Origin of the sequence: Pseudomonas sp. SG-MS2, from assembly GCF_009933855.1 — a bacterium.
In the GTDB taxonomy this organism is placed as follows: Bacteria; Pseudomonadota; Gammaproteobacteria; order Pseudomonadales; family Pseudomonadaceae; genus Aquipseudomonas; species Aquipseudomonas putida_E.
The window spans coordinates 1-12,606 of the sequence record NZ_MOMO01000170.1 but is presented as its reverse complement, the minus strand read 5'-3'; the positions used below and the strand labels follow the sequence as shown (position 1 = coordinate 12,606).

The 12,606-nt window shown below is 53.9% G+C and carries 7 protein-coding genes and 1 pseudogene; 4 read left to right on the top strand and 4 right to left on the bottom strand.

Annotation, left to right across the window (positions count from 1 at the left end):
* The first annotated feature begins 125 nt into the window (after positions 1-125).
* Positions 126-1,379 (top strand): reverse transcriptase domain-containing protein, encoded by a 1,254-nt coding sequence (locus BLX42_RS14485; protein WP_086974376.1) that lies wholly within the window; start codon positions 126-128, stop codon positions 1,377-1,379.
* A gap of 149 nt (positions 1,380-1,528) precedes the next feature.
* Here BLX42_RS14485 and BLX42_RS14480 read toward each other — a convergent pair whose 3' ends face one another.
* Entirely contained in the window at positions 1,529-1,993 is a 465-nt protein-coding gene (locus BLX42_RS14480; protein ID WP_254912513.1) for a toll/interleukin-1 receptor domain-containing protein, read from the bottom strand.
* A gap of 455 nt (positions 1,994-2,448) precedes the next feature.
* On the opposite strand from BLX42_RS14480, the pseudogene BLX42_RS14475 reads away from it, so the two are divergent.
* Together BLX42_RS14475 and BLX42_RS14470 are read left to right on the top strand one after the other, a co-directional pair.
* A pseudogene (locus tag BLX42_RS14475) lies at positions 2,449-3,417 on the top strand (malic enzyme-like NAD(P)-binding protein); the annotation flags it as partial.
* A gap of 753 nt (positions 3,418-4,170) precedes the next feature.
* The gene (locus tag BLX42_RS14470; RefSeq protein ID WP_161872037.1) at positions 4,171-5,577 is read left to right on the top strand and encodes a hypothetical protein; all 1,407 of its coding nucleotides are present in this window, start codon (positions 4,171-4,173) and stop codon (positions 5,575-5,577) included.
* A 189-nt stretch (positions 5,578-5,766) separates the two neighbouring features.
* Here BLX42_RS14470 and BLX42_RS14465 read toward each other — a convergent pair whose 3' ends face one another.
* Together BLX42_RS14465 and BLX42_RS14460 are read right to left on the bottom strand one after the other, a co-directional pair.
* Complete coding sequence (locus BLX42_RS14465; protein ID WP_086978005.1) at positions 5,767-6,750, bottom strand: DUF4365 domain-containing protein; 984 nt, start codon at positions 6,748-6,750, stop codon at positions 5,767-5,769.
* 299 nt (positions 6,751-7,049) lie between these two features.
* Positions 7,050-7,499 (bottom strand): helix-turn-helix domain-containing protein, encoded by a 450-nt coding sequence (locus BLX42_RS14460; protein WP_161872036.1) that lies wholly within the window; start codon positions 7,497-7,499, stop codon positions 7,050-7,052.
* 98 nt (positions 7,500-7,597) lie between these two features.
* On the opposite strand from BLX42_RS14460, the gene BLX42_RS14455 reads away from it, so the two are divergent.
* Positions 7,598-8,539 (top strand): aromatic alcohol reductase, encoded by a 942-nt coding sequence (locus BLX42_RS14455; RefSeq protein WP_161872035.1) that lies wholly within the window; start codon positions 7,598-7,600, stop codon positions 8,537-8,539.
* Positions 8,540-9,163: 624 nt separating this feature from the next.
* Here the strand turns inward: BLX42_RS14455 and BLX42_RS14450 are convergent.
* Positions 9,164-12,418, bottom strand: a complete 3,255-nt coding sequence (locus tag BLX42_RS14450; protein WP_256671998.1) for an SNF2-related protein — start codon at positions 12,416-12,418, stop codon at positions 9,164-9,166.
* Positions 12,419-12,606 lie beyond the last annotated feature (188 nt).

The window sequence follows — 12,606 nt, the reverse complement described above, 5'->3', positions numbered from 1 at the left end:
CGGAGGTTGCTGTCCGGGTCGCGACCAAGATCGCCGTTAAGGCTTCGCGGTCTCCCGAAGGTTGAGGATCCCTGTAGCAGTTGGGTGAGAGTTCACTGGTGTCTCCCAACAAACAAGGAGTTTATGTGGCCTCCTCGCTTTACCGTAGGATCTACAGCGGCGACTCACTGTATTCGGCTTGGCGAAAAGTCAAAGAAAGTGCCTTTTCTTCATCATCCGAAACCATCCGAAACGAGGCCAAGGACTTCGAGAGCCAACTCCCCCGGTCGCTTTCCGAAATCCAGCGTGCGCTATCCAAGAAGACCTTTACCTTCCAGAAGCAGACCGGCGTGGCGAAAACCAAAGCCAACGGAAATGCTCGCCCGATTGTGCTTTCACCTATACCCAACCGAATCGTCCAGCGGGCTCTACTTGACGCTTTATCCCGTACCAAATTTGTAAAAGAAGCGATGGCTACTCCGACGAGCTACGGAGGGATAAAAAGCAAACGGGTCTCGATGGCGATAGCCGATGCCAAAGCAGCAATTGCGAAAGGAGCCGGCTTCCATATCCGATCGGATATCGCCGAGTTCTTCACTCGGATTGATAAGGCCCATGTGATGAGGCTTGTAGCCCCTCACATTAGATGTCCTGACACAATCGCGTTGTTTCAGGCGGCTATCACAACAGATCTTGCGAATATTGACGTTCTTCGTCGGCAGGGTTTGGATGAAATCTTCCCCCTTGGGGTGGAGGGTGTTGCTCAAGGATCTCCCCTGTCCCCGCTCATAGCGAATTTGTACCTGCGCGACTTTGACCAAGTCATGAACGATGGTGAAGTCATTTGCCTCCGGTACATCGATGACTTCCTGATCCTGGGGAAGGACATGAGCTGTGTGGATCGAGCCTTCAGTAAGGCCCAGAATGAACTCAAAAAGCTTTCACTTTCAGCATATCCGCCGCAAGCAAACAGCGACAAAGCCTCAAGGGGCCTGACAGCTAAAGGGTTCAATTTCTTGGGTTGCTTCGTTTCAGCAGGGCTAGTCCAGCCATCCACAGCCACGAGGGAGCGATTTAAAAAGCGAGTAAAATCTGACTTAGACGCATCGATCCGAATGATGAAATTTAGTGTCGAAGCTGGTGAAATTTCCCCAAAGGGCTCCTACTCTGGCGCGCTACAGAATCTCGATCGGGTAATCCTGGGTTGGGGAAAGGCCTTTAATTTTTGCAGCAATGGCCAGTGGATCAAAAGCTTAGATGACTACATCACAAGTGCACTGGCACAGTATGAAACAGAGAAAGCGGGTCTCTTTCAAAAATCAAATGGCACGGCCCAGCGTAGGATGTTGGGGGTAAGGCTGCTTGCAGCGGTCCATTCAGGGCGGAGCGGAACGGAGTGACGGCTATTGGGTGCTAGCTGCCCTCTAACGAGGGCAGACTATTGGCCGAATGTTACCTCTCGCTACAGACGGCACTGGCTGACAGTCCGCCGCTATAGCCAGCATTGGCGGCCCTCCGCCCGTCACTGACGAGGAACAATGTAGGACCGTTAAGCGCTTGCACTCCTAGATTTCAGCAAATCTGCGATTTCAGCTGCAATTTCAGCGATGGTATGGACAGCTGTGCTTCGAGCTACCTTGTCCGCGATAGAGGAACTGAAGTCCATCACTTGCTGCTTGGTGATGTTGTGCCAAATCGGTAGCAGTACCTGCTCACCAGAAACAGAACGGGTGACGATGCCGTCAAGTTCGTAGTTAGTCCATCCTTTCTTGATGAAGGCCGGAGATAAAACTACTAGACCCACACGGCTGCTCACGAGCCCCTTGTCAATCTTCTGTCGTAGGCTGTCACCAATGCGTAGGGTCATCTCGTCAAACCATACCTTGAGCCCGGCAGCAATCAGTGCGTTGGCCAAGGGCCTGACAAAATCGTCTTTATCCTCAGACGCATGTGAGACAAATACATCATAGGTCTGACCATCCGACTGCGCTGGCGTGGGAACATCGCTACGCACGAGGCTGGGTACTTCCGATAATGGGCGCCGATAAATTTCAGGTACTGAACTAGTCAGCCCCCGAGTGGCCGCCCTGCTCGTACCTCCAGACGCTGTGGAGGATGAGGATGATGAATAGGTGCTCGACGAATATGAGCGCACTCCATAGCTGCTGTAACGGTCTCTACAAGCAGGACAATTAGCTCGCGCGTTCGCGGAGCGGTGGCCATTCCTCGGTGCAGTGCATGTCGCCATGTCGATTCTATCTCCCGGAGCACGAAAAACGCGCCATACAAGCTCGCCCATCTCATGTGTTGCCTAGATAGACGGCATTGGCGTGACATTACCTAGTGTTAAGCGCCCAAGAAGAACCAGTCTCATCAAAGCGCCTCTACTGGAGAATCACTGATATCAGTGTGCCAACGCAAGCACCGCTTACTGCCCCGCGAAGCGCGGCTTCCGGTCGACGGGACCTAGCAGTTATCGACGTGTTCGACATCGAAGTCGAGTCGGAAAGCCCGCAGGCCTTCATCGACACCGTGCGCCGCATCTCGATTACCTTCGGTGGCATCAACCTCGAAGACATCAAGGCGCCAGAGTGCTTCGAAATCGAGCGCACCCTGATCGAGCAGTGCGACATTCCGGTCTTCCACGATGACCAGCACGGTACCGCCATCGTGACCGCGGCCGGCATGATCAACGCCCTGGAAATCGCCGGCAAGAAGCTGGAAGAAGCCAAGATCGTCTGCATGGGTGCCGGCGCTGCGGCCATCTCCTGCATGAAGCTGCTGGTGAGCATGGGTGCCAAGGTCGAAAACATCTACATGATCGACCGTACCGGCGTGATCCACGCTGGCCGTGACGACCTGAACCAGTACAAGGCACAGTTCGCCCACGCCACCGACAAGCGCACCCTGGCCGATGCCCTGCAAGGTGCCGACGTGTTCGTAGGCCTGTCCGGCCCGAACCTGCTGAGCCCTGAAGGCCTGAACTCCATGGCTGCCAACCCGATCGTGTTCGCTTGCTCGAACCCGGATCCGGAAATCTCGCCAGAGCTGGCCCACGCTACGCGTAGCGACGTGATCATGGCCACCGGTCGTTCCGACTACCCGAACCAGGTCAACAACGTACTGGGCTTCCCGTTCATCTTCCGTGGTGCCCTGGACGTTCGCGCCAAGCGCATCAACGAAGAGATGAAGATCGCTGCCGCCATCGCCCTGAAGGACCTGGCCAAGCTGCCGGTGCCGAAGGAAGTGTGCGACGCCTACGGCGTTCAGGCGCTGGAATTCGGCCGCGAGTACATCATTCCGAAGCCGCTGGACGCGCGTCTGATCACCGTGGTTTCCGATGCTGTGGCCAAGGCCGCCATCGAATCCGGCGTGGCCACCCTGCCGTATCCGAAGCACTACCCGCTGAATAGCGCTGAAGACGTGTTCAACGGCTGAGGTCGTGATTGGGGCTCGGGCGAATATGCAGCACGGAATAAAAGTTATGCTGACCCTGAACCCAACATCGCTCTAAGCATTCGTATAGATCTACAACAAACCAACGCGCCGGGAGCGCCCCATGACAATGTCCGCTGAGGGGCGATTGGGGCATCTCGGCTCGTCTTTCGCGAAGCGCTGTTAGCAGCCAATTGCAGGCCGAGAAGAAAATCTAAGCCAGAACGGTTCATGATCCGTCAGCAAATTTCTTCTCAACCTAGCCCTGCTCATGCTCCCAGTTTTTCCAGCCTTGAAGTTCTTCAGCGTATCGCTGAGAGTCAACAACGCGTGGCCGCAGCTCGGCAATGTCCGCTTGACCAACCGAAAAGACGTACTGACCATTCCGGCTGTATGGCGGCGCCTGACAATTTGAAATTCGAGCTTACCACGATTCAGCTTTCGGCTTTTCTCAGTTGCTGGGTTAGCGGGTGGTCCGGTGGTAGTTGGACCTCGTCATCAATGACTACGATGTGCAGCTCACCGAAAAGAACGCGATCCCACTCAAAAATCACCACCCATTATCCGGCAGAAGACCCAAAACAGGCAGCTTTACCTCTCCAACGTATTCATACCAGCCGTAGAAATGACGCGTGTCGCCATGCGGCACCTGCATCAGAGTATTCATGACGGCATTACAATGGTACTTTGCGTTTCTTCTCAAACAATAAATCACGCGTCGTGACTAAACCTACAACCTTGGATAAGCAAAGCGAGATGAAAGAGCACTTCGGCAACGTCGAATACTTGAGTGCCATCGATGTACACGACGAGAATCTCGATCTGGCACAGACAGGTTTCTGCACAGTGACCTTTGACGCAATACCCAGAAAGATCTTGCCCTTCTTGCGCTGGGCAAATTCCCAAGAAATCGCCAGAAAGTCGGACACCGCACTGAGTTTCTTGCTGATGGAGGCAGTGGTCCCCACCTCTGTTTTTGAACAAGCGATGAGAGTCGGTGGCTACTGCTCGATCACCGTTTCGGACATTCCTTGCACTGAAGACGGTTTCTATGAAGCTACAGCGCTTGAATTTTCTGAAGAAGCGCAGGAGTCTGCTCCGACTGTCCTCTATGTAAGAATCAACGCATTCATCCCTGATGCAAAGGATCTGCAAGCGTTGAAGCGTGTAGTCGAGTGCCGCCATCATCAAAGCGCAGCGTTTGAGTACCTAGGTGTTCACCCGAAAGACGATCTGTTCGTCGCGGTTTACGACGTCGGCCAGGCCAACATGTGCGCCATCATCGATCATAAACACAAGCCACAAGCGTTCTTTGATTTTGGGTGGCCCATCGGCGTTTTTCGCCGTTCGTTACCAAATTGCCAAGGCTTCGATCCATTGGCTGAGGATGATCCCGACCAACCCGCTCCCGTGTTTCTTTCGCACCTGGATTGGGATCATTGGGGGTACGCTTACGCATCCGGCCGCCCCACCAAGGATGTGCGCGGCTTCTGGAAAACTCACGTGACTTACCGGCCTGGCGCTCTACAGCGTCCATGGGTGATGCGCCGGCCTTCGGCCAGAATGAGGCTCGGTATCAGCCATGCGCATTTAATGTACACGTTGCAGAATCAGGTACTCCAAGATGGCAGCAGCGCATTGAAGTTCTGGCCTTCCGCACGAGCGCAGTTTAAATGGGGGGCTTGCACGTTATTCGCTTGCAATCCGACCTCTGGTACGCACGATGCGAGTTACCTGCGCAATAACCAAGCGTTGGGCATGCTGGTGGAAAACTCTCAGAGCTATTACTTCCGACGCGTGCTGCTCTGCGGCGACGCGGATTACACCTCTATAGCGGCACGATTCAAGCAAAAACTAGGCGGAATCGTGGCGCCTCATCATGGAGGTCGAGTAACACCTTACTCGATTCCAGCGCCAGACGTAGACTCCGGCAATTACCGCTACATGGTCTTCTCAACTCATGACGGGTGCTACTCCAAAATACCTTCGAACGATACCATCGCCGAAGCGATAGCTTTAGGCTGGAAGATTTCCCGGACTGACGCCCGACAGCAATGCTGGTGTGGTGCCGGCGAAAGGCGAAACCGTTGGTTTGCCCTTGCTCACGATGTAAAGCCGCTCCGTTACGCCCCTCGCGGCAGATGGTGCTTGGCGTTGCATTGAGTCCGCTTCTGGTGGCAGTTACACGATGTAAGCATCTATAACATGCGGATTTGTGACGCCCACTTTTGGTCGATAAATCCGGCCAGAGGAGCATGCCTTCTCTCTGGCTCAGTTCGCGAAGCGGTCTATCCCCACCGAACCCGCTACGCGGAATCGACCCAAGGACATCCACTGACCCGAAGTCGACATTTAACTATCGAAGACATCTTGAAAGCTTCTGATTCGTGGAAATCGCCGAAAATAGGACGCCGGTACCATCTCAAAGAAAGCTTCTTGCGCGACGCGTAGACTGCCTTCATCTCCCATTTTCCCGGCAGCAACGAGACGGGCTTCCTCTTGATGGATCAGACGAACTAGGGCTCGACCTCTTGAGCTGAGCGGTGCAACAAAGTGCGGGTGCATCTCACGATCTACCCAGTCGATGAGGCAATCTGAGAGATCAATATGAGCTAATCCTTGCGCGACTAGGAATTTTACGAACCCAAACGCAAATTCGTGCTCCTGGTGCCCCATCCCCATTCCATATGGAGCGTTTGTTGCTTCAAGATTGTATTCTACTGAACTGATAATCATGTCCATGCCGTAATAAATGCAGCGACATATATTAGTAAGCCCATGAACAAATAAGTCAAAATAGCTTAAAGGGAATGCGCCCTCGTTAGATTTCGTATCTATTAAGCAGCGGAGGATTTCCGGAATTTCAGAGATGAAGGGTTGATCTAGAACCCCGGCGTTTTCAAAAAGTGCAATTGCGCCTGTATCTTCTAGATTGTTTGACGACAACACTTCTATAAAGGCATTTTCTTCACGCGTGTTTCTAAGTAATTGTCGTGCATCTGCCCAATAGCTTTTATTGGCATCCGGATCATGCAGGACGAGCAAGACAGGGAGAGGAAATGATTCCCAGTAGTTCCTATGCTTGCGTTCAGGATAAAATTTCCACCCATTCACAGTAGGATTTTTGAAATAGGAAGGACCAGATTTTACTTGCACAGCGACTATCCGACCAGTAGCAAACCCCTCAGCATTGACGAACTCGATATTTCCATCAATTCCCACATCACCAGTACCCGTTTCGCGCCAAATCTGGTTTCTTCGAGCTGCATAATACTGGACAGCAGCAATACCTAAGCGTTCTTGAGTGTACGTTGTGCCTGCTTTCGGCAAATCCATTGCAAGTCCCATATCTAATGTTCGCCCAATGAAGGCGGTTGGATGCTGAAAATAGCAAAAAACTGGTGCAGCGTCGCTGTCCGCTTCTGGCCGTTTGCGGTTTATGCTGGCAGGCTGCTTTGTGTTGAAATTGGCCGTTGCTAACCGGTGGCTACGGGTCGGAAGCAGTCAGTCGCGACTGACCGCTATCGACCCGTAGCGGCCCTTCGCGAAGGGCGGCTGTAGGCCAAAGGCATGCGCTCGATTTTTGCTAGGCCAAATCGAGTGCTACTTATCTGAATGAGGGTGCACGCTATCGATTACTCTGGATCAAAGAGTGCCGGGGTGGGGATTTGCCAGGCGCGCTTCTTTTCACCTTGACTGTCGAAAGCGCGACGCGCCTCGCGGAATTCCTCAGCGTTTTCGACCACCCACATCCAAACGGGGGACATCCGAACCAACAGCTCCATACCCAGCGGCGTCAGCTCGTATTCGACGCGCGGCGGAACTTCCTCGAACTCCCGTCGAAGCAGTAATCCATCCCGCTCCATGGCGCGTAGCGTCTTGGTGAGCATTCGCTGGGTTACCCCAGTCATCTGTCTTTTTATCTCGGCGTGGCGCATCGTGCCGTACACGCCCAAGGCATGCAGGATGCCCAATGACCATCGGCTACCTGCGTGAGCGAGGACTTCCCGCCTGACGCCATCATCATCTTCTCGGAGCGTTTGGCAGATGGCTTCTGCCTGGCTCAGAGCGTCCTGATTGGTCATTTATTCCTCCTAGGTATCACGCGTGTGCCTTCTTACGAGTACTGCCTGATCATGCCAGCATTTGCTCATGTTATAGGCATCACGCCTCAGGAGGAATCATGACCGAAGCAACCCCACTTTCCCCTCAATCCATTCTTGTTCTCGGCGCCGGGGAACTTGGTCTCCCGGTTTTGCGCAATCTCGTGCGAGTGGCAAAACGCGCAGCCGGTTCCCAAATCAGCGTTCTTCTCCGGGAGTCGACCATCAACACCCAGATACCGGAGAAAAAGGCCGAAATCGATGAGCTTCGCGGGCTGGGCATTCAGATGGTCGCAGCGGACCTGGTGAACGATTCAATTGAACAGTTAGCTGAAGTGTTCGCCCGGTTCGATACCGTCATAGGCTGTGCCGGCATGGTCGCGGGTCGAGAAACCCCAATGAAACTGGCAACAGCAGCGCTAAGGTCGGGGGTGAAGCGTTACTTCCCGTGGCAGTTTGGCGTGGATTTCGAAGTGATCGGTCGGGGCAGCCCCCAAGATCTTTTCGATTCTCAACTCGATGTACGCGAGGCGCTTCGTGCGCAAGACAAAACTGAATGGGTCATTATCTCGACGGGCATGTTCACCAGCTTCCTTTTCGAGCCCGTATTTGAGGTCGTCGACTTCGACAATGACACCGTTAACGCTCTCGGCAGTCTTGAGAACAGCGTGACGCTCACTACACCAGACGACATCGGCGCTCTCACGGCGGAAATCGTCTTCTTCGAACCTCGCTTCCGCAACGAGATTGTCTATCTCTCAGGCGACACGGTGTCGTATGGACAAGTCGCGAACATCCTCGAGCATGCGCTGGGTCGTCCGTTCAAAACTAACGTGTGGACTGTTCCGTTCCTGATGGATGAGTTGAGAAAAGACCCTACCCATCACATCAAAAAGTACCGTGCTGTGTTCGCACAGGGCAGAGGTGTGGCATGGCCTAAATCGGGAACCTTCAACGAACAGCAGTCGATTCCAGTAACCACCGCTGAGCAATGGGCTCGGGCGAACCTTGGGGGCAAGTGAGCGCGACGACAGATAGCTGACTTGCCGAGAAACTCCTAGGCTCGACAGTGGACGCTGATAACTAGGTTGAGCGTTTAGAGGACGACAAACTGTCTAGACTTCAGCGTAGGGCCTCAGTGTCCGCAATGGGTCGAAAGCGGTCGGTCGCGCATAATGACTCGACCCGATCTGTCGTCGTTCACCGAAGTGATCTCTGTTGGAGTGGAATTACCCTTAAAAACGTCGCTGATCTAGCTTGAGCAACGCACTCGCCGGGTTGGCACATCTGCGACATCGGCACGCTTGCCCCGTAGCCTTGGACTCATTAGCTGCACGGGGCCTGCCCTGTGCGGCTGTCTAGTCGTACCCTGTCAGACTCTCTCAAGTACTGAAAATTGCTGAGATGGCGAGCCTCCTGTTGATGACCCTGCCTCGTGGAACTTAGGTAGATGGATACGTCCGACCGATGCAACTAGGTTACCAGCGATGTCAGTGTCTCAATCATCAGACGCTCGCCCGCCCCCCCGCGAAACTGGCCATCACGCGCAACGCGGGGCTCTCAGACGTGATGCGTCATAAAGGCCGCTTACCTAAATCACACTAAAACCGGAACACCAAAAAATGCCAGGACTGGGTACTGATCTGTCACTCCTCAGATCCCCCATAACCAAGAATGCAAGCAACGATCCGCTCCTCCCAGCGCCGTCGAAGCTCCACGCCTTGGATTTTCTTCAGAATCACATCAAGATCGATCGGGGTTGACCTTAGCGATGGCTCCAAGTCACGTAATCGAGTCATCGATGCTCGCCTTCCTTTCTTCAGTGAAAGTTCGGCACTCCGGGGTTTCACCAGCTCCAACCAAAGGCCGGCCAATTGCCCCCAGTCAGGGGTCAGTTCTTCCCCTCCTCTACTAAAAAGGTCCAGCAGTTGCTTAACTTGTTCGGCCTGTTCCTCTGAGCCGATCCAGCCAGGACTACTCGACCATAGCTTTATCGCCCATTCGAACTGAGCGATTGCGCGCTGCTTCCGCCTGGGTAGTAGCATTTTCTCCATCTCACCCAGCCTGGCCAGAAACGATTGCAGCATGCCCATCGCAGCCCTTGTCGGGCTGAGGTTCTGCAAATGGTCTGATAACCGCGCCCTTAGCTCCGTTGCAATCTCGCGGAGATTGATGACCGGCTGGTCATCAGCGCCGGACAGGAAAATCCACCGTGGTGCGCGCGCATTTTCACCAGCCAAGCAGATAAACACCCAAGGTTCACTGGATGGGACAACGCTCACGCGCGACATGACCTTGTTAGTTTCGTTTCGATAAAGCTCATACACATCAGTGCTGATCAACGCTTCGGGACCTGAGGCCAAACCTCGTATTGGCGCGAATGCATCTTCAATTCCATCCCAGTTGCGAGCAGCGCGTTCCCGCATCAGTTTGTCAAAATGCTCCCAGGTCACGATCTGTGAATCATGGTTTCCGCAGATGTCATCTGGAAGCTGTAAATTTCCGCCAATCAAGCTTTCCACCTGGAAGATTCGTTGAACAAACGTTTCGTCTGATCTGAGTGCGAACTCTCGACTGTCCTTGGGCCACCAGCATTCAATCTCAGCATGGCAGGAATCCATGCGATCAATCCGCCCTACTCTCTGCTCGGCGATACGCACCACGCTCGGCATATCCAGGTGAACAAGCGTGGAGGCTCGCTGAAGGTTGACCGATTCTGACAAGGCCTCGCTGCACAAGACGATCAGCTTGCCTTCAGACTTGGCGTTGGGATTCAGCAAAGACTGGATATGCTCATGACTGCGGCGATTACCCCCGATACCTAGCAGCACGCTGAACGGCCGGCGATCTGACCGCTTTTGGTCCAAAAGATGCTGAAAATAGCGCAGTGTTATCGGGTAGTGATCAAAGGCAAGAATATGATTGTGGCGGTCCAGAAGCTCGATCAGAAACTGCACCTTCCGTTTCTCTCGATGACCACTCATACGCTCTAGGCTCTCAAGAATAGCGGTGTAGAGAAGGCACTCATCTTCACAAGCTCGGCGATGCTCGACAGGGTCTGAAAGCCAACGGGGTAGCTCGACTCCTAAATGATTTTCGGGAATCTTGCCCGCCAGCATCGCTGTCCGCTCCAGCATGTTGCCGGTTTGGTGGTCCCCCTTCATTTCCTCACTGCTTAATCCCATTCGACTCCAAGCGGCTCCCTCGCCTTCAATGTGCCGGTACAAGGCCAACCGAGAGGACCGAAGACTGGACATCACCTGGTACAAGGCTAGTGAGCGCGCTGCTTTCAAACGAAACCTTAGGTAGCGTTCCGGTGTGACTCCGTTCTCTTTGAAAAAATCTGGTAGTGCCAAAGCGGTCTGAAAGCGTGACATCCCTTTGAATTGGAGGGCCAACGCCCGAATTTCCCTTGCCAACCTCTTGTCCTGATTCTGCTCGTCGAGGGAATAACACTCCGAAAGCTGGTTCGGATACCGGCATACCCGCCCGCCGGGAAGCCGATAGGCTTCGGGATCTACGTCGACCATCGCATTGAACTGCGCCTTGGTCCGGCGAACGACGAAACTACCAATTCCAGCTTGAAGCTGCGGTATGTCATCGTCGCGAGTTTCAGCACCACCATGACCAAAGCCAGTCAAACGCTCGAAGACAGCAAGGACGTCATCGTCAAAATTATCAGCGCCAAGAATATCAATGAGTCGAAGCAGATCTGCTATCGAGCGATTGATCGGCGTAGCAGTGAAGAGCACCACTTGGTCAGCCAAATTGAATTTCAATGTTCTCGTTCGTCTGGACCCCTGGTTGAGGAAGTTGTGCGCTTCGTCAACAGCCAAGATTTGGGCTGAGCACAGGTGAATCGCTAAGCTGGATTCGTCTTCCGGGTTCAGCCTGCTCAACAACCCATGGGACGTTATGGCAATGTTGTACCCGCATTTCGCTGTTTCCCACTCCCAATTCTTTCTCACAAGCGGTGGGCAGATGAGCAGCATCGAGCCTTTGCGCGCTCTGGCTAGTGACCAATTTCGATCATGTATGGTGCGGATCAGGTGAGCGCCCATTCGTGTCTTCCCAGAGCCAGTTGCGTCGGCCACCAGTACTGCGCCCACTGTGTCCAGCAGATAGAGCGCCTGTGCAATGCCTTGGCGTTGCGATGGCCAAAGATTTACCGGATCGGCCTCGAATAACGAATCCAGATAGGACTTGGCCCAATCGCTTTCGAGCAGCTCACCGCAAGCCCTTGCCAAAGCCTCTTGCCAGGTGACGAACTTGAGAAGCTGCTCCAGCAGCTCAATGAAAGCCTCTTCAGCATTTTTCCCCAGGCTCCAAAAGCACTCAGCTAGGAGGCTGGTTTCAACAAAGCGCGCTCTTTCCCCAGAGGTGAAGCGCACGTTCGCCTCATGCTGGGTATGTAATCCTGGTCCGGTATAGTTGCTGGACCCAAGCGTCACTGCTCCTGCGGAGCAATACATTTTGGCATGTAACCGTCTGTACCCTGTCGGGTAACGAATTCGGACGTGTCCAGCGCGAATCAGCTCGATGCAGTGCAGTACTTGGCCGCACAGCGCTAGCGAGATTCCGCGCTTGAGCCAGTACTCTCGCATTTCCTCTGAAAAGTCGTAGCGTCTGAGATTGATCTTGGGATTTTCAACGGTGACGGGGTCTGAGCCAAGGATGATGCGCATTGGCGTCCTCCCTACTCCACGCCCGGTGATGAGCTGAATAAGCTGCTCCAGACCGCTGTAGCCCGTCACAATCAAGGATCCCCATTCATTACAGAGATCTCGGTCTACAACCGAATGTACCGTGCGCTCACCCAGATTGAGCGGCATTCTCGATTGATCAGGCAGCTTCTTGCCATCGAAAGAGTTCTGCTCAGGGTCGAACAATGAGCTTTGCATAACCACCTCGTCACCTGCGGGTGAGTGACGTAGCTTAAGGCGATTTCCCAAGCACCGGTGACGATCCGACTGAGGGTATGCCCCCAACGTCTCGCCAGCCATCGCCTCGCCTGATTCCTCAAAGCGGGATCGTGTCCCAGGAAGTGGTGTAACTCATCATGGCTCTTGCCATTAAGTTCGCCGTTTAG

Coding starts and splice junctions, on each gene's coding strand:
- BLX42_RS14470 (WP_161872037.1), top strand. CDS start 4,171: ATGAAAGAGCACTTCGGCAACGTCGAATACTTGAGTGCCATCGATGTA.
- BLX42_RS14465 (WP_086978005.1), bottom strand. CDS start 6,750: ATGGATTTGCCGAAAGCAGGCACAACGTACACTCAAGAACGCTTAGGT.
- BLX42_RS14460 (WP_161872036.1), bottom strand. CDS start 7,499: ATGACCAATCAGGACGCTCTGAGCCAGGCAGAAGCCATCTGCCAAACG.
- BLX42_RS14455 (WP_161872035.1), top strand. CDS start 7,598: ATGACCGAAGCAACCCCACTTTCCCCTCAATCCATTCTTGTTCTCGGC.
- BLX42_RS14450 (WP_256671998.1), bottom strand. CDS start 12,418: ATGCAAAGCTCATTGTTCGACCCTGAGCAGAACTCTTTCGATGGCAAG.